The sequence below is a fragment of the Leptotrichia buccalis C-1013-b genome (assembly GCF_000023905.1).
GTDB classification, from domain to species: Bacteria; Fusobacteriota; Fusobacteriia; order Fusobacteriales; family Leptotrichiaceae; genus Leptotrichia; species Leptotrichia buccalis.
The window spans coordinates 1460826-1478689 of the sequence record NC_013192.1 but is presented as its reverse complement, the minus strand read 5'-3'; the positions used below and the strand labels follow the sequence as shown (position 1 = coordinate 1478689).

Here is a 17864-nt window from a genome sequence, read left to right as displayed (position 1 = left end):
AATAGATAAAATGATACAAAATTCTAAAATTGGAACATTGGAAGTTGTTACTGGAAGTATGTTTTCAGGGAAAAGCGAGGAACTTATAAGAAGACTTAGAAGGGCTGAGTATGCAAAGCAGAAAATAGTGGCATTTAAGCATGCCATCGATAACAGATATGGTGAAAATGGAGCGTTTTCACATGGGAATAACAGTTTTAGGGCTTATCCTGTGAGCGATGTTTCCCAAATGGAAGAAATTATGGCAAAAAACATTGATGCAGAAGTGATTGGAATTGATGAAATACAGTTTTTTGGAGAAAAAGTTGTTGATTTTTGTAAAAAATATGTCGAATATGGGAAAAGGATAATTGTCGCTGGGCTGGATATGAGCTTTAGAGCTGAACCTTACGAGCCTGTGCCAGAACTGATGAGCATTGCTGATCAAGTTGACAAGCTGCATGCAATTTGTACAGTCTGTGGAAAGCCTGCTTATGCGAGCCAGCGTCTTATAAATGGAGAGCCTGCGTATTATGACGATCCATTGGTTATGGTTGGTGCAAATGAAAATTACGAGGCAAGATGCCGAAGACATCACATTGTGAGACATAGAACTGATAAAAAAGGGAAAATATATTTTATAGTCGGAACTGAAATTAACGTTGGTAAGAAGTTTGTTGAAAAAATGTATGAAGAACAGCTAGTTGACAAGAAAAAAAAAGAAAGTATTGTTATAAAAGGTCAGATGGATGAAAATGAAAAAAGTGATTTAATAAAATTGCGTGAAAAAATAAATTTGGCATTAGTTGAAAATGACTATATTTTTGTCAGAATTACTGGCGGACTTTTGTTAAAGCTAGAAGGAAGCTACAGTATTCTGGACTTTATGTGTGAATTTAGAAAAAATTCGGAAGTAATTATTGTTTCAAAAAATAAAAAAGGTGTACTTAATCAGATTTTATTAACAGTGGATCTGCTAAAAAAATCGGACTTGAACTTGAAGGAAATTGTCTATAAGAATGGGAGTAGTCACGCTGGGGAAGAAAAGGAAGAAAATGGTGTTATTGAGAAAATATCGAAAATAACGGAAGTTAAATATAGAGAATTGTAAAAAATAATGAGAAAAAAGGAGAAATATGAGCAGTATTTTAGATGAATTAAACGAAGAGCAGAGAAAAGCTGCGGAAAAAATAGAAGGGCCTGTATTGATACTGGCTGGAGCGGGAAGCGGTAAAACACGGACAGTTACTTATAGAATTGCACACATGGTAAAAGAAATAGGGATTTCGCCGCTTAATATTTTGGCACTTACTTTTACGAATAAGGCGGCAAGAGAGATGAAGGAAAGGGCTGCGGCACTTATTGGACATGAGGCAAATAATCTTGTAGTTTCTACATTTCACTCATTTTCGGTAAGATTGCTTAAAACTTATTCTGAAAGAATTGGATATGGACGAAATTTTAATATTTATGATGTGGATGATCAGAAGTCGATTATTACAAAAATAAAAAAAGAAATGGGAATTAAGGATAATGACAATGTTCAGCCGGGAAAACTTGCAAATAGAATCAGTAAATTGAAGGAACAGGGGATAGGAATTAAGGAGCTTGAACGTGAAATTGATATGAGAATTCCTGCAAACAGGCTTTTTGGAGAGATTTATCAGAAGTATGATGAAGTTTTGAAGGCAAATAATGCGATGGATTTTTCGGATTTGCTTTTGAATGCGAGAAAATTACTGGATGATACTTTTGTGCTGGAAAGAATACAGGAAAGGTATAAGTATATTGTGGTGGACGAGTATCAGGATACCAATGATATTCAGTATGAAATGATTAATATGATTGCAGCAAAATATCGAAACATCTGTGTCGTAGGAGATGAGGATCAGAGTATTTATGCGTTTCGTGGGGCAAATATTAATAACATTCTGAATTTTGAAAGAGATTACAAGGAAGCATTTACGGTAAAATTGGAAAGAAATTACCGTTCTACAAAAAAAATACTGGATACAGCAAATGAGCTTATTAAAAATAATAAAAGTTCAAAAGGGAAAACACTTTGGACAGATGGCTCAGATGGGGAAAAAATCAAGATTTATAATGCAATGACTGTTTATGATGAAGCAGATTTTATTGTGACAGAGATGAAGAAAAAGAAAAGAGATGGTGCCGATTATAAGGATATGACGATTTTGTACAGAACGAATGCACAGTCAAGGGTGCTGGAGGAAAAACTGCTGTCGGCAAATATTCCATATAAAATTTACGGTGGGATGCAGTTCTTTCAACGTAAGGAAATAAAGGATATTTTGGCATATTTAAGTCTTTTAAATAATAAAAATGATAATCATAATTTTTATCGTATAATTAATGTTCCAAAACGTTCTGTTGGAGAAAAGACGCTGGAAAAAATACAGGAAGTTGCAAATGAAAAAAATATTTCCATGCTTGAAGCACTTCACTACATTGATGAAATTCCAGTAAGAGCAGCTACAAAGCTGGCATTAAAGGAATTTTACAATTTAATGCAAGGCATTTACTCAAGTCTTGAAGAAATGTCAATTAAGGAAATATTTGATGAAATATTAATTAGAACTCGTTATATTGACTCGATTGAAGATAATAAAGAAGATAGAGTTAAAAATATCGAAGAATTGTTAAATAGTATTATAGAACTTGAAAAACAAAATCCTAATATGAGTTTAAATGAATATCTTGATATGATTTCTTTAAGTTCGTCAACCGATGAAATGGAAGATGATGAAAATTATGTAAAACTTATGACAATTCACAGCTCGAAAGGACTAGAATTTGACTATGTCTTTCTTGCGGGAATGGAAGATGGGCTATTTCCGTCAATTTCTTTTGATTCTCCTGAAGAAGAGCTGGAAGAAGAGCGTAGGCTTTGCTATGTAGCGATAACTCGTGCTAAAAAAGAACTGTTTATTTCTTATTCTTCATCAAGAAAAATTTGGGGAAAAGATGACAATTTACGTCGTCCATCAAGATTTATCTATGAAATGAAGCAAGACAATCTGGAATATGTGGGCGGAAAATACGCAAGCCTAAAAGGACAATCTTCAGCTCCAAGAAGTTTTACACCGAAAATAGAAAACTTTAATCCATTTTCTAAAGATAAGTTGGGAACATTTGGTAAAAAATCAGGTTCTCAAACAACTTCAAATGTTAATTCTAAATATAAAGTTGGGGATGTGGTTAATCACAAAAAATTTGGACGTGGGAAAATAAAAAAAGTGGATATGAAAAGCATGATTGTGGAATTTATGGTTGGAGAAAAGAAAATAGCGTTGGTTTTGGCGGATAAAATTTTAGAAAAATAAAAAAAACTTATTATAGTAAAAATCTTTTTGTTTAATTCAAAGAGGTTTTACTGTATTTTTTGCATATTTTCAAAGGGAAAAGAGTTATAATTGAATATACAAATAAAAAAGTATAGGGAAGGAGAGTATGGTTTTTACATAACTTGTAATTATCATACAAAACAAAAATGAAAAATTTAATACTATCGACAGATTCTTATAAAATTACACATCCATTTCAATATCCAGAAAATATGACGTATATGCACGATTATATCGAAAGTCGTGGTGGCTTATACGGATATGTAAAATTTTTTGGATTGCAATATTACTTAATGGAATATTTAACAAAAAAAATTACAAATGAAATGATAGATGAGGCTAAGGAAATTTGCGAATTGCATGGATTGCCGTTTTTTGAAGAGGGATGGAGGTATATTGTAGAAAAACTGGATGGAAAATTGCCACTTAGAATTAGAACTGTGCCAGAAGGCAGTGTTGTAAAAAATCATAATGTGCTGGTTACAGTTGAATCAACTGACAAAAATGTACCTTGGATTGTAGGCTGGGTGGAAACATTGCTGTTAAAAGTATGGTATCCAATTACAGTTGCGACATTTTCATACAAGGCAAAACAGATTATAAAACACTTTTTAGAAGAAACAAGTGATAATGTGGAGTCAGAATTGAAGTTTAAATTGCATGATTTTGGTTATCGTGGTGTTTCCAGCGAGGAAAGTGCGGGAATTGGAGGAATGGCTCATCTTACCAATTTTTATGGAACGGATACTTTAAATGCACTTGTTTTTGCCCGTAAATATTATAATGAAAAAATAGCCGCTTACAGCGTGCCTGCTTCTGAACATAGCACAATGACTTCATGGACTCAAAAATTTGAAAAAGAGGCATACGAAAATATGCTTGATAAATTTCCAAAAGGAATTGTTTCAATCGTTCTTGACAGCTATAATTTTTTTAATGCGGTAGAAAATATTATCGGAAAAGATTTACGTGAAAAAATATTGGCAAGAGATGGAATGGTTACAATACGTCCAGATAGTGGAGATGCGATTACAAATATTCTATTTGCACTTGAAAGTCTGGAAAAGAATTTTGGCTATACTATAAACTCCAAAGGATATAAAGTAATTAACAAAGTTCGTATTTTACAAGGTGATGGAATTAATGAAGATACAATCTGGGATATTTATAAATCTTTAAAAGATAATAAATATTCTGCTGAAAATGTTACTTTAGGCTGTGGAGGCTCACTTTTGCAAGGAAATGAAAAATCTAGCATTAACAGGGATACTCATAAATTTGCCATGAAATGCAGCTGTATAAAAATTGGAAATGAAGTTAGAGATGTTTACAAAAATCCTGTTACAGATAAAGGAAAAGTCAGTAAAAAAGGACGGCTTGACTTGATAAAGAATAAAAATGGAGAATTTGAAACAGTAAATATTTCAGATTTACCTGAAAATCAATATCATGAAGATTCCGTAATGGAATGTGTTTTTGAAAATGGAAAAATTTTAAAAACATATACTTTTGAAGAAGTAAGAAAAAATGAAAGTTTATTGTATAATCCGAGTTTAATTAGAGAAGTATCAAAATAGAAATGATAAAATTAGATAAAAATAGTTTAAATTAAAATTGCAAAAATTATACAATTTAGATTTTTAAAAGCAATAGATAAATTATGAAAGAAGGAAATAAATGAAAAAAATATTATTATTAGGAATAGCTGCAGTAGTTTTAGCTGCCTGTGGAAATAAGCCCAAAACACAAAATGAAATAGGACAGGCGGGACAAAATGCTGAATATACACAATATTTAGACACTTTGAAAGCTGATAATAATTTAAAAATCACAATGGGAAAAGTTCCCATAACAATTGTTGGAAAAGAATTAAAAGTTGGAGATAAAATAAAGGAAGTGCCTTTAGTTATAAATACGAAATTGGAAGAAAAAAATATTTTTGAAGATAAAAATATAAAAGTAATCTATACAGCACCATCGCTTGATACAAAAGTTTGTTCACTGCAGACAAAACAGTTAAATGAAGCTGCCAAAACTCACACAAATGTGAAATTTTACTCTGTGACAGTTGATACTCCATTTGCTCAGGAAAGATTCTGTACAGCCAATGAAATTAATGGATTAAAAGCAGTTTCTGACTTTAAATATCATCAATTTGGTATTCAAAATGGATTTTTCATAAAAGAAAAAGGACTTTTAACAAGAGCATTGATGATAGTGGATGAAAATAATAATGTAAAATATATTGAATACGTATCTGAGGAAGGAAAAGAGGCAGATGTCGATAAGGCATTGAAATTTTTGGAAAATAAATTATTGAGAAAATAGATTTTGATTCATTCTAATTAAGGAGAAAATAAAATATTATTAATCAAAAATCTTTTACGAAGAAATTAAATAAAATCTTGAAAATTTTAAAAACTAAGATTATAATATAAAAAAGTAAATTTGGGAGGATAGATGAAAAAAATAGTAATACTATTAATAATAGTTTCAATGACAATTTTTGCGTCACCAAGAAGTAAAGATGTAAATACAAATCTAAGAAAAAATAACAAAATTTCTGGACAAATAAATAAAAAAAATGAAACTTCACAAGAAACTTGGAATAGAATAAAACCTGAAATTAAAATTCGATTGGACAAACTTTCAAAAGAGACTATAGCAGGAAATTACAAGCAAAGTTTTGATGAAATGCCAGATAAAATATTAAAATATTTAGCAAATAAATTTTCAATATCAACTGCTAAAGCTAAAGAGTTAATAGTAGAAATGATGTCTAAGATGGTAAAAGAATTAAAAATTGTTGAAAACAGTTATGATTTGGAAAATGTTAGACTAGGAAAAACTGGAATTGGAAGAAATTATGTAATTATTCCAATAAAAGTAACAGCACTATACAATGGGAAAAAATTAACTAATACTGGTGAAATAATGGTATTTGAAGATGAGGGAAAATGGTACATTATCAATTATGACAAAGATCAAATGATATTATTAAAGGACGTATATCCAGATTTAGTTAAAATAAAAGAAAAATAATCTAAAAGAATTAATTTGGAGAAAAAAATGAAAAAGCTAAAATTATTATTTCTAGTCATAACTTCAATAGCAGTTTTAACAGCCTGTGAAGATAAATACAGCACTGAAAATTTGAAAAAAGATAATAAATTGTTGAAGGAAACAGTTGCAAAATGTAAAGAGAAATATGAAGAAAAGATTTGTAAAAATTTAGAACAGGTACAGAATGAGTTGCTACAGGAGGCTTGGAATAAGGTAAAACCTGAAATTAAGGAAAGACTTGATAAAGTTTCAAAAGCATTGGAAGCTGGAGATTTGACAGCGAGTATGAATGAAGTTCCAGAAAAATATTTGAAATATCAATCTGATAAAGTTTCAATGTCGATGGAACGATTAAGAGAAATGACAAAAAAAGCGTTTGATAATTTAACAAGTGGAATGAAAATTATTAAAAATAATTATGATATTGAAAATGCCAAGGTTGGAAAAACTGAAACAGGAAGAAAGTATGCTATTATTCCAACAACTGCTTTAATGAAAGTTAATGGTCGGACAGTAGAAACAAAGGGAAAATCAATTGCATTTGAAGATGAAAATCAATGGTATGTTATCAATGTTGATAAAGATTTTAAATTTTTTATTGAGGGAGTATATCCTGATTTAGCGAAAGTGAAAGTGGATTAGTTAAAAAGAATAATTTTAAATTTTAAAATTAAAAGATATTTGAAAAATTAGAAAATAATCTAAATATAATTGAATTAACTTAGAATATGGCAAGAAAAATATTTTTGACATAATAGGAAAAATATGATAACATATAAAAAATGAATAAATTGGATGAAGGTATGAGGAGAGATTTTGATTTCATTAAACAATTTTGATGAAATTAAAACACCGAAGAAGCGAATCTTTCAGGTAAAAGGACTCATAGTGGACGAGCCTCTGGAGAGACTGTCTTAAGTGACAGCACCGAAGGAGCAAAGGAATTTTAATTCCCTAAACTCTCAGGTAAAAGAACAGAGAATATACATATAAAATTGTAGATTTTATATTTCTTTTTTTATACAAAAGAAATCTAAAGAGGTTGTTTTAACTTTATCTTAAGTAAAAGACAGCCTTTTTTTAGTTAATTTATAATCAAATCTTGTATTCAAATGCTTTAAACTTTTCTATTCATTTTAAAATTCAGAAAATAAAAAACGAAGGAGAAAAACTTAAATGTTAGAAATTATCAAGAATTTTAATGGATTTTTTTGGGGAGTTATTTTAATTGTTTTATTAGTTGGAACAGGTATATTTTATACTTTTCGGTTAAAATTTATTCAGGTTAGGGAGTTTAAAAGCGGTTTGAAGCAGTTGACGAGCGGGTTTGATTTGAGTGGAGAAAAGGCGGATAATAATGGAATGTCGTCGTTTCAGGCTTTGGCAACAGCTATTGCGGCACAAGTTGGAACAGGGAATCTTGCAGGAGCTGCAACAGCGATTGTATCTGGAGGACCTGGAGCTATATTCTGGATGTGGTTAAGTGCATTTTTTGGAATGGCAACTATTTATTCAGAAGCGGTATTAAGCCAGATTTTTAAACAAAAAAAAGACGATGAAATGACAGGAGGACCTGCTTATTATATTGAAACTTTATTTAATGGTGGAAAAGCCGCTAAATTTCTAGCTGGATTTTTTTCAGTTGCCTGTATTCTTTCGCTTGGATTTATGGGAAATGCGGTTCAAGCAAATTCAGTTGGAGATGCCTTTCATAATGCGTTTCATGTGCCAACAGTGGTAACAGGATTATTTTTAGCAATCTTATCTGGATTTATATTTTTCGGAGGGGTAAAAAGAATTGCTTCAGTTACTGAGAAAGTTGTGCCAATTATGGCGGTTTTATATGTTGCAATATGTTTGGTTATTATTGTATTAAATATTGGAAATGCAGCTTTGGCATTTAAGGCAATTTTTGTAAATGCTTTTTCTACAAAAGCTGTTCTAGGTGGATTTGCAGGAGCTGGAATGCGAAAGGCAATAAGATTTGGAGTGGCAAGAGGATTGTTTTCAAATGAGGCTGGAATGGGATCAACACCACATGCACATGCAATTGCAAAAGTAAAAAATCCTGAAGATCAAGGACACGTGGCTATTGTTACAGTTTTCATTGACACGTTTGTGATTTTGACATTATCAGCATTAGTAATTTTAATTGCAGATGGAAGAGCAACAGGAACAGGAATTTCATTGACCCAGCAGGCATTTCAGGCAGTATTAGGGCATTTTGGAGTGATTTTTGTTGCAGTTGCATTATTCTTTTTCGCATTTTCTACAATAATTGGCTGGTACTTTTTTGGGGAAGCCAATGTAAAATATTTATTTGGAAAGAAAGCGTTAAATGTTTATAGAAGTCTAGTAATGATTTGTATAGTTGCAGGCTCGCTTCAAAAAGTAGAATTAGTGTGGGAATTGGCTGATATGTTTAATGGGCTTATGGTAATTCCAAATTTGATAGCATTGATTGGGCTGCATAAATTGGTAGTTGAAGTTACGAAGAAGGATCCGTTGTTGCAGATTAGTGATTAATACTAAATCCCATTCAAACAACGAATTTTTTAGCAATGGATAAAAGCCTAATATTGCTAAATAATTAAAATATAATTTTCGCTTTTTAAACGGGGAATAGTCTACAATAAAAATATACCCAAATTTTTGATCGAAAAATTCAAGATTGGGTATATTTTATATTAAATTAATTCAAATTCTGATTGTGCCTTTTCCATTTCAGTATACATTTTGTAATATCGCCTTTTATTTTCCATAAGCTGCTCATGATTTCCAATTTCTTCGATTATTCCGTTGGACATAACTATAATTTTGTCATAATCCTTTATTGTGTTGAGTTTATGAGCGATTGTAATTACAGTCTTGTGTTTTGTAAGAATACTTAGTGATTTTCTTATTTCGTGTTCGTTGTCGGCATCAAGTGAGGCTGTGGCTTCATCGACTAGGATAATTGGGGTATCTTTTAATAAAGCTCTTGCGATTGAAATTCTCTGTTTTTCTCCACCAGATAAAGTAGAGCCCCCTTCTCCAATTATAGTGTCGTATCCATTTTCGCTTTCCATTATAAAATCGTGGCAATTGGCATTTTTAGCCGCATTTATTACTTCTTCCCTTGTAGCCTTTGGTTTTCCAAGCCTTATATTATTTTCAAAAGTGTCATTTACCAAGTAGACATCTTGAAAAATCATGCTTATATTTGTAAGCAGCTCTTCAGGATATATTTTTTGGATATTTATTCCACCAATGGTAATTTCGCCAGACTGGCAGTCCCAGAATCTTGCAATAAGGCTGGTAACAGTTGTTTTTCCAGAGCCTGACGAGCCGACTAGGGCAGTTTTTGTCCCCTGTTTTGCTTCAAAAGTGATGTTTTTTAGAACAGGAGTATCTTTTTCATAAGAAAAACTTACATTCTGGAATTTTATATTGTAATTTGGTAAAGTAACTTTTTCAAGTTCATAGGAAATTTCCTTTTCATTATGCACATTTATCAGTTTATCTGTGGCAAGTTTCAAGTATTGGATAAAAGTATATTGTGTCGAAAAGGATTTTAGCACGTTTGAAAGTGAAAGCCCAATAATTATGTATGAAAAAAATTCAACTTTATTAATAGAAGAAGCCATAAAAAGTTGTGTAGACACAAGCAGAAGCAAGGCAAAGGAAATATCCGTAATAAGCTGAAAAATCATAACATAGGGGGCAAGAGCAATTTCAGTATTTATACTTTCCCTTTTCAAATCATTAAAGCTGTCCTTTAGTCTTTTGAATTTTTCCCCAGTCAGATTATATGCTTTAAAAAGTTCCATTCCAGCGATATATTCCACCATACGTGAAACAACATTATCCATAGTATGCTTTTTTTTCAATGCTATTTTTGCACCTTTTTTCGTTCCCAGAATGACAAATATTAATCCAGTCAGCGAGATTATTAGTTGTAGTATGGCAAGTAGGGGAGAAATTGTAAATATAATTAACAGAAGATAAATTGTCAGTATGGATAACTTTATAATTTCTGATGTGCTGTGAGTTATAACCTGCTCAAAATCCTGTAAATCATTTGTCATAATATTAATAATGTTCCCAATGTTATGACTGTTAAAGTATCCCAGATTCAAGTTTCTCAAATGATCCCCCATCCTGATTCTCAAATCCTGAATAATTTTAGCCCCTTCACTTTGAATTCCAATATATCCAATACGATTTAATACAAATCTGCAAATGATTGCAAAAATCATAATAAAAGTATAGATTATCAACTTTTTCATCGTAAAATTATTATTCATCAAATCAATAATTGTAAAATAAAACATTGCATAGTTCATCATATAAAATATAGAATCTATTGTTAGAAAAAATATTGGCTTTTTAAGATTTTTATATTTATTTCCAGCAAGAGTTTTTATATTTCTAATATCGTTAATCATTATCTGCACCCCCTAGATTTCCTTATTTTCCATCAAATCATTATCGCTATATAAATTCCATAAATACCAGTATTCAGATTTATTTTGCAGAAGCTTCTTGTGAGTACCTTGCTCGGTAATACGTCCTTTATTCATTACAACGATATTATCGGCATTTTTTATTGTGTAAAGCCTGTGAGCAATGATAATGGCAGTTTTTCCTTTTAATAAAGTACGCAAAGCCTCCTGAATCTTGGCTTCGTTTTCAATGTCGGAGTAGGAAGTAACTTCATCCAGAACGATAATTGGAGAATTTTTTAAAATGGCACGAGCTATTGAAATTCTCTGTTTTTCCCCACCGCTTAATTTAATCCCGCCTTCTCCAATCACAGTTTCATATTTTTGAGGTAAGGATATTATAAAATCGTGAATTTGTGCCTTTTTTGCAGCATTTTCCACTTCTTCCAGCGAATAATCCTTTCCCATTCTTATATTCTCAAAAATAGTATCGTGAAGCATAAATGTATCCTGAAAAACAAACGAAACATTGTCAGCCAATCCTGTGTAAGCAAAATCCTTAATATCAGTTCCATCAATCGTTATTTTCCCGCTATTTATATCCCAGAATCTTCCAAGCAGAAGTCCTATCGTTGTTTTTCCTGAGCCAGAAGGCCCTACAAGTGCAGTTGAAGTTTCAGCCTTTATTTCCAAGGAAAAGTCATTTATAACATTTTTATTTTTATATGCAAAATTTACATTTTCATATTTTATAAAACCTGAAAAATTAGAAGGAAAATTTACACTTCCCGATTTTTGCTCCTGTTCCCCATTAATTTCCATAATCTTCCCTAGTCCTTTAGTTAATGCTGAAAGATGGTGTGCCAAGTCAAATAATGCCTTTAATGAGCTTAAAAAAATTGTACTCATCAAAATAAATAAAATATACACAGATACTGAAATTTGATTATGAAACAGCATAAGTCCACCAACTGGAATAATGAAAAGCAGGCCCGAATCAGTTAGACAGAGAAAAATCGAGTAAAACGGCACACTTAGTTCTGTAAGCTCAATCCAGTAATCTGCATATTCCTGAGTAATATCCCGATAATCCTTGAATGATTTAGCAGTAAGATTAAATGCTTTCATAACGTTCATTGCATTTATGTATTCCATAATAGTAGCGTTTAAGTTTGCAAGAAGAGTGTAATAATGTTCAACACGACTTCCATAACTTTGAAACATTTTTCCCTGTGCCATTATGCTCAAAATAATTGGAATAAATAAAACAAGTGTCAATTTCCAGTTAAAGTAAATCATAATCCCCAAAAATATTATCGGAGTTACAAGAGCTGAAGATAAATCTGGAATCTGATGTGCAATAAAAAGTTCCAATTTTTCTATATCCTCATTAATAATCTTTTTTAGCTTTCCAGACATATTTTTCTTAAAAAATCCCATATTCAGTTTTGACAAATGCTCAATCAAATCAATTCGAATTTTATACAAAATCGAAAAAGCCGCAATATGTGAAAATACCCCTGATAAAATTTGCATAATTATTTTTACAATTATAAAAAATATCGCAATAAAAACACAGAACTTTATTCTTGAATAATCAATATTCGCCTTAAAAAGCTCCAAAACAATCTGATACACAAGAAGATAAGGCACAGCAGACAATGTTGTACCGATTATACTGAATATTGCTGAAAAAATCAACTTCATCTTATGTTTACCAGATAAACTTAGCAAGTATTTCAATTCTTTCATAATAATTCCTCCATTCCTTTATTAAAGAAAATAGAATAATTCTATTTTCCAAAAGTATAAATTCCAAGTCTGTTATTAAAAATGTAAAAGAATGGAATAAACAATTTTTTCCAGCCAGGAAGATGATGTTTCATTTCATCAGTAAAATTAATAAGTCCAGTTTGCTTTAATTTTGGATTCAATTTTACAACTTCGCTTCCATCTTTCACGCCCCAACTAAATTTTACTTTCATATTTTTTAAGGTATCATGTTTTTTGCTCATTTTAATAGTTCCTTTATAGAGCAAGTCAAACTGTGCTTCAAAAGAATCAAAATTATCAGTCAATATTTCCAAGAACTGTTTAATTTGCTGTTCTTCAAAATACATTAATACACCTTCTGAAATAATAAGTAATTTTTTTCCTTCCAGCTTAATATCTTTTACCCACGCTGAATCAAATGCGGATTTTGCAATATCTGTAACTCGTTCATTAGGTTCAAAAAATAATTTTCGTTTTTCAATAACTTCTGGCAAGTCAAGATTGTACCATCTTATTTTTCCGTTATCTATTCGTAAAAATCTAGTGTCTAGTCCACAGCCAATTGACACAATCACACAATCAGGATATTTTTCCATAAATTTTTTTACTTCATTATCCATCATTTTTGCACGTGAAAGCACACCATAGTAGGAAGCCCATGCATGTTTAAATTTTGAAAAATCATAATCTATCTGTGAAATTATTTCTTCAGATTTTTTGTCATTCAAAATCGGTTTTTCGCTTTTAGCATCGGTTGCCCGCATATACAAAGTAATAAGCATAGTTTCAGAAACATTGTTTAATTTTATTCTCATATTTATTTCCTCCTCAAATATTTTGACTTACAAATCATCTAATAAAATTATACCCATATTTATTCAAAATGCAAATTTTTAATATCAAAATAAAGTAAATTCTATGTAAAAAGTAAGAATTTTTATTAGGCTGTCAAAATTAAATAAATTTAGGATTCGAATAGAATAATTATTATTTTTAAATTCATTTTTACATAAAAACTGCAAAGGTAAAACCAATTGAAAATTACCTTAAACTATGGTAAAATTAATTATGTTTTATTGAAAGAATCTGAGAAATTTGGAGATTTATAGAATGGAAAAAAATAAGGACAGATTTTTTAATTTTGATATTTTAAAATGTACTGCAATTAGTATGGTTTTATTTATTCATATTGTTGCAAGTGAGTTATATAATTATGGGAAAATATCTGGAAATAGATGGATGATGGCAAATATTGCAGATTCATTTAGCAGAATGTGTGTGCCGATATTTGTTATGGTTAGTGGATTTTTTCTGTTGAGAAAAGATGAGGATGTGAAAATATTTTTTAAAAAAAGATTTGCAAAAATTCTGCCCAAGTTTTTTGTATATTCTGTTATTTTTTTTATATTTACAATAATTTTTAAAGATGTTAAAGATAATGAATTATTTTCAGTTTTTTTTAGAAAATCAACTTATAAGACTATGATTTCAATTTTTTTTCAGAAAGAAAGTTATCATAATTTTTTTTCAAACTTTTTTCAAGGGAAAATTTACTATCATTTGTGGTATATTTATATGATATTGTCGCTTTATTTGATAACGCCATTTTTACGAAAAGTTGTGGCAAAAGTTGATAGAAAAAGTATTAATTACTTAGTTTTTGTGTGGATAATATTTATGATTTTAGTACCATTTCTAAATGTGATTTTTAAGAAAAATATAAAAGTATATTCTCCAGCTGGGCAATATGTGGGTTATTTCTTAATTGGCTATTTACTTGCAGAAAAGCCTTTGAATATGAAAAAATGGCAAAAATATACAGTTTTTTTAATAACAGTATCACTAACAATCTTTTTAACTTATATATTTACAAAATCAAGTGGAAAATTTTTTGATTATTTTTATGATTATCATTCACTTAGTGTATTTACAGCCACAGTTTTTCTTTATGATTATATTGTAAATGTTTTTGATGGAGAAAAAGTTTTAGGCAAAGTAAAAGAAATTATAAAATCTGTATCAGCAAAAACTTACGATATTTATTTAATTCATCCGATTTTTTTATTTTTTTGTGAAAGAATATTAAAGTCCAGAATGAATTATTTTTTATATATAATTATTACGTTTTTAATAGTATTTTTGCTATCATTTTTTACAAGCGAAATATTAGATGGAATATATAATTTTTTAGCTGGAATGAATAAATGGAGGGAGAAATATGGCGGAAAAAAAGACTAGAAATAGAAAGCCTTTGCCAATAGGGGTGTCTGATTTTAAAGAGATTATAGAAAATAATTATTATTATATTGATAAAACAAAGCTAATTGAAGATATTTTACACTACAGAGCAAAAGTAAACTTATTCACACGTCCAAGAAGATTTGGAAAAACCCTTAATATGTCAATGATTAAATATTTTTTTGATATAGAAAATAAAGAAGGAAACCGAAAATTATTTGAAGGATTAAGTATTTCTGAAAGTGAACACATGCAGGAGCAAGGGCAATATCCTGTTATATATATAAGTTTTAGGAACATGGAAGAAGTTAGCTGGGAAAATTCCTATATTGCAATTAGACAATTAATAAGTAATATGTATGATGAATTTAAATTCATAAGAGAAGATATGGATGAAAGGGAATTATTTTATTTTGATAATGTCTGGTTTAATAAAGATATAGCAGATTGGAAAGGTTCGTTGAAAGCGTTGACAAAATATTTGTATGAATATTATGGGAAAAAAGCTGTTGTGCTGATAGATGAATATGATACGCCGATAATACAGGCTTATCAGGAGGGATATTATAAACAGGCAATTTCTTTTTTTAAGAAGTTTTATGGAGATGCAATGAAAGATAATGAGTATTTACAGTTTGGAATTATGACTGGAATATTGAGAATTGCAAAAGAAGGAATTTTTTCAGGATTAAATAATTTGAAAGTAAATAATATCTTTAGTGAAAAATATTCAGAGTATTATGGACTTACTGAAAATGAAGTTGTTGAGGCTGTGAAATATTATGGGCTGGAATATAAGATGGAAGATGTTAGGGAATGGTATGACGGTTATCAGTTTGGAGAAACTGAAATTTATAATCCTTGGTCAATTATTAACTTTTTGGATGAAAAAAAATTACGTCCCTACTGGATAGGAGTTTCAGGCAATAAGACAATATATGATTTGTTAGGGAAAGCAGATAAAAAAGTAATAGAAGACCTGGAAAAACTTTTTGTTGGGAAAACAGTTTATAAGGCAATAAATGAGTATATGGAATATGTATTTAATGCAAGTGATATATGGGAATTATTTTTGTACAGCGGATATTTGACAACCGACGGGGAGAAAAAGGGCGAACTTTATCCATTAAGACTTCCAAATAAAGAAATACAGACTTTTTTTAGAAAAACTTTTATAGATAGATTTGTTGGAAATTATACACAGTTTTCAAATATTGTAGAGAATTTAAAAAATGGAAAAATCGAAGAATTTGCAAAGGGACTTCAAGATGAAATACTTTCTTCGCTTAGTTATTTTGATACAGAAAAAGATGAAAAGTATTACAAAATATTTTTAATCGGAATATTTATAATACTCGCAAATGACTACATTAGACTATCAGAAAGAGAAAGTGGCTACGGAAGGGCAGATTTAGTTTTAGAACCTAAAAATAAAATAAATCCAGCGTATATATTTGAATTTAAAGCTGTAAATAATGAAGATGAGCTGGAAAATTATGCAATAGCTGGATTTGAGCAGATAAAAGAGAAAGAGTACGATGTGGAATTAAGAAATAGAGGAACAGACAGAATCGTCTGTGTTGGACTTGCGTTTTATAGAAAAAAAATTAAGATGAAATATGAAATAATGGAAAAATAAATTTTTTTGGTAAAAATGATGAAGATTTTAGTAATTGAGTATATTTTTAAGAAAAAATAAAAAAAGGAAGTGTAGTTTAGAATGGCAGTAAGTGGAATGAAAAAAAATTATTCCTATTTGTTTGGGATATTGACAATTGTGATGTATTTAGTAGGATTGCTACTTATAAATCGTGGGCTTGGATTTAAAAATGTAATTGTAATTGTGTGTTCAATGATAATTTATTATGTGGCAAATGTTTATAATATGACTGGCAGATATAGGTTAAGAGATATTGTGATTGTTGTTGGAATTAATTTTATACTTGTTGTGATAACGTTATTTTTACATTTGTTTATTTTAAATGAGGCAATAATTTTATTTGGGCTGATTACAATGTTTCAGATTATATATCGTTATATTATAATGATTGGATTAGCCGAAAAGAAAAGAATTGTTTTTATTGGAGAAAATGGATATACAGATGATTTGCTAGAAAGCATAAAGAAAGATCGTCAATATAAATTATCGGACTTTTTAAAAGAAGAAGAAGAAAATATGGATATTTTAACAGAAAAATTATTGAATCTATGTGAAAATAAAAAAGTTGACATAATTGTGGATTTTACAAATAATCTTTTATATGATACAAAACTTGTGGATAAACTTTTGCAGTATAAACTTGGCGGAATGCAATATTATAACTACCTCGAATTTTACGAAATGTATGAAAATAAACTGCCAGTTTCAAACTTGAGCCCAAAATGGTTCTTGGAAAATACAGGTTTTGAAATTTATTATAACAGCTTTAACTTGAAGGCAAAACGGATTCTTGACATAATTTTTGCACTTTTAATTGGAGTCTGTGTAATTCCGATTATGATTATTGCTGCAATAATAATAAAACTAGAGTCAAAAGGGCCGATATTCTTTATTCAGGAAAGAATTGGGGAAGGAAACAAGCCGTTTAAAATAGTAAAATTTCGTTCAATGACAACTGATGCGGAAAAAGACGGACCAAAATGGGCAACCAAAAATGACAACCGTGTCACAAAATTTGGTAAATTTATGCGTCTTACAAGAATTGATGAATTGCCACAATTATGGAATGTATTACGTGGAGAAATGAGCTTTGTAGGGCCGCGTCCAGAAAGGGAATTTTTTATAAAGCAGCTGGAAAAGGAAATTATGTACTACAATTTAAGACATACTGTAAAACCGGGACTTACTGGGTGGGCACAGGTGATGTATCCATATGGGGCGAGTATTGAGGATGCTTACAGAAAATTGCAGTATGATTTGTATTATATAAAAAATCATGACATTATTTTTGATATGAAAATATTGTTAAAGACAGTTACGATTGTGATTTTTGGAAAAGGGAGATAAAATCAAAAGCAAATT

General features: G+C 30.0%; 13 protein-coding genes and 2 riboswitches. Of the genes, 10 read left to right on the top strand and 3 right to left on the bottom strand.

All coding sequences use genetic code 11. From position 1 onward, the window contains the following. Nucleotides 1-10 precede the first annotated feature (10 nt). From LEBU_RS06870 to LEBU_RS06840, 7 genes are all read left to right on the top strand, one after another. Nucleotides 11-1090, top strand: a complete 1080-nt coding sequence (locus LEBU_RS06870) for a thymidine kinase (protein WP_015769617.1) — start codon at nt 11-13, stop codon at nt 1088-1090. Nucleotides 1091-1115: 25 nt separating this feature from the next. Then, nucleotides 1116-3323: an ATP-dependent helicase gene (locus LEBU_RS06865; RefSeq protein ID WP_015769616.1), complete on the top strand. Its 2208-nt coding sequence runs from the start codon at nt 1116-1118 to the stop codon at nt 3321-3323. A 167-nt stretch (nt 3324-3490) separates the two neighbouring features. Then, entirely contained in the window at nt 3491-4921 is a 1431-nt protein-coding gene (locus LEBU_RS06860; protein ID WP_015769615.1) for a nicotinate phosphoribosyltransferase, read from the top strand. Between the two features lie 100 nt (nt 4922-5021). Further along, nucleotides 5022-5672, top strand: coding sequence for a thiol peroxidase (tpx, locus tag LEBU_RS06855; RefSeq protein WP_015769614.1), 651 nt, complete (start codon nt 5022-5024; stop codon nt 5670-5672). A 132-nt stretch (nt 5673-5804) separates the two neighbouring features. After that, complete coding sequence (locus LEBU_RS06850; protein WP_015769613.1) at nt 5805-6386, top strand: hypothetical protein; 582 nt, start codon at nt 5805-5807, stop codon at nt 6384-6386. Nucleotides 6387-6413: 27 nt separating this feature from the next. Beyond that, the gene (locus LEBU_RS06845) at nt 6414-7049 is read left to right on the top strand and encodes an EexN family lipoprotein (RefSeq protein ID WP_015769612.1); all 636 of its coding nucleotides are present in this window, start codon (nt 6414-6416) and stop codon (nt 7047-7049) included. Nucleotides 7050-7202: 153 nt separating this feature from the next. After that, nucleotides 7203-7302: riboswitch (glycine riboswitch) on the top strand. A 3-nt stretch (nt 7303-7305) separates the two neighbouring features. Beyond that, a riboswitch (glycine riboswitch) is annotated at nt 7306-7387 on the top strand. 196 nt (nt 7388-7583) lie between these two features. Next, nucleotides 7584-8933: an alanine/glycine:cation symporter family protein gene (locus tag LEBU_RS06840; protein ID WP_015769611.1), complete on the top strand. Its 1350-nt coding sequence runs from the start codon at nt 7584-7586 to the stop codon at nt 8931-8933. 161 nt (nt 8934-9094) lie between these two features. Here the strand turns inward: LEBU_RS06840 and LEBU_RS06835 are convergent, their stop codons facing one another. The 3 genes from LEBU_RS06835 to LEBU_RS06825 are packed head-to-tail and all read right to left on the bottom strand — an operon-like array spanning nt 9095 to nt 13419. Continuing rightward, nucleotides 9095-10834 (bottom strand): ABC transporter ATP-binding protein, encoded by a 1740-nt coding sequence (locus tag LEBU_RS06835; RefSeq protein WP_015769610.1) that lies wholly within the window; start codon nt 10832-10834, stop codon nt 9095-9097. Between the two features lie 12 nt (nt 10835-10846). After that, complete coding sequence (locus LEBU_RS06830; RefSeq protein WP_015769609.1) at nt 10847-12583, bottom strand: ABC transporter ATP-binding protein; 1737 nt, start codon at nt 12581-12583, stop codon at nt 10847-10849. 41 nt (nt 12584-12624) lie between these two features. After that, complete coding sequence (locus LEBU_RS06825; RefSeq protein ID WP_015769608.1) at nt 12625-13419, bottom strand: class I SAM-dependent methyltransferase; 795 nt, start codon at nt 13417-13419, stop codon at nt 12625-12627. A gap of 295 nt (nt 13420-13714) precedes the next feature. On the opposite strand from LEBU_RS06825, the gene LEBU_RS06820 reads away from it, so the two are divergent. The 3 genes from LEBU_RS06820 to LEBU_RS06810 all read left to right on the top strand — a co-directional run bounded on the left by LEBU_RS06820 (nt 13715) and on the right by LEBU_RS06810 (nt 17849). Beyond that, a complete protein-coding gene (locus tag LEBU_RS06820; RefSeq protein ID WP_015769607.1) occupies nt 13715-14842 on the top strand; it encodes an acyltransferase in 1128 nt (375 codons plus the stop codon). Continuing rightward, nucleotides 14823-16481: an AAA family ATPase gene (locus LEBU_RS06815; protein WP_015769606.1), complete on the top strand. Its 1659-nt coding sequence runs from the start codon at nt 14823-14825 to the stop codon at nt 16479-16481. The genes LEBU_RS06820 and LEBU_RS06815 overlap by 20 nt, the downstream gene beginning before the upstream one ends. Before the next feature lie 81 nt (nt 16482-16562). Next, the gene (locus tag LEBU_RS06810) at nt 16563-17849 is read left to right on the top strand and encodes an exopolysaccharide biosynthesis polyprenyl glycosylphosphotransferase (RefSeq protein ID WP_015769605.1); all 1287 of its coding nucleotides are present in this window, start codon (nt 16563-16565) and stop codon (nt 17847-17849) included. The last annotated feature ends 15 nt before the right edge of the window (nt 17850-17864 follow it).

Coding starts and splice junctions, on each gene's coding strand:
- LEBU_RS06870 (WP_015769617.1), top strand. CDS start 11: ATGATACAAAATTCTAAAATTGGAACATTGGAAGTTGTTACTGGAAGT.
- LEBU_RS06865 (WP_015769616.1), top strand. CDS start 1,116: ATGAGCAGTATTTTAGATGAATTAAACGAAGAGCAGAGAAAAGCTGCG.
- LEBU_RS06860 (WP_015769615.1), top strand. CDS start 3,491: ATGAAAAATTTAATACTATCGACAGATTCTTATAAAATTACACATCCA.
- tpx (WP_015769614.1), top strand. CDS start 5,022: ATGAAAAAAATATTATTATTAGGAATAGCTGCAGTAGTTTTAGCTGCC.
- LEBU_RS06850 (WP_015769613.1), top strand. CDS start 5,805: ATGAAAAAAATAGTAATACTATTAATAATAGTTTCAATGACAATTTTT.
- LEBU_RS06845 (WP_015769612.1), top strand. CDS start 6,414: ATGAAAAAGCTAAAATTATTATTTCTAGTCATAACTTCAATAGCAGTT.
- LEBU_RS06840 (WP_015769611.1), top strand. CDS start 7,584: ATGTTAGAAATTATCAAGAATTTTAATGGATTTTTTTGGGGAGTTATT.
- LEBU_RS06835 (WP_015769610.1), bottom strand. CDS start 10,834: ATGATTAACGATATTAGAAATATAAAAACTCTTGCTGGAAATAAATAT.
- LEBU_RS06830 (WP_015769609.1), bottom strand. CDS start 12,583: ATGAAAGAATTGAAATACTTGCTAAGTTTATCTGGTAAACATAAGATG.
- LEBU_RS06825 (WP_015769608.1), bottom strand. CDS start 13,419: ATGAGAATAAAATTAAACAATGTTTCTGAAACTATGCTTATTACTTTG.
- LEBU_RS06820 (WP_015769607.1), top strand. CDS start 13,715: ATGGAAAAAAATAAGGACAGATTTTTTAATTTTGATATTTTAAAATGT.
- LEBU_RS06815 (WP_015769606.1), top strand. CDS start 14,823: ATGGCGGAAAAAAAGACTAGAAATAGAAAGCCTTTGCCAATAGGGGTG.
- LEBU_RS06810 (WP_015769605.1), top strand. CDS start 16,563: ATGGCAGTAAGTGGAATGAAAAAAAATTATTCCTATTTGTTTGGGATA.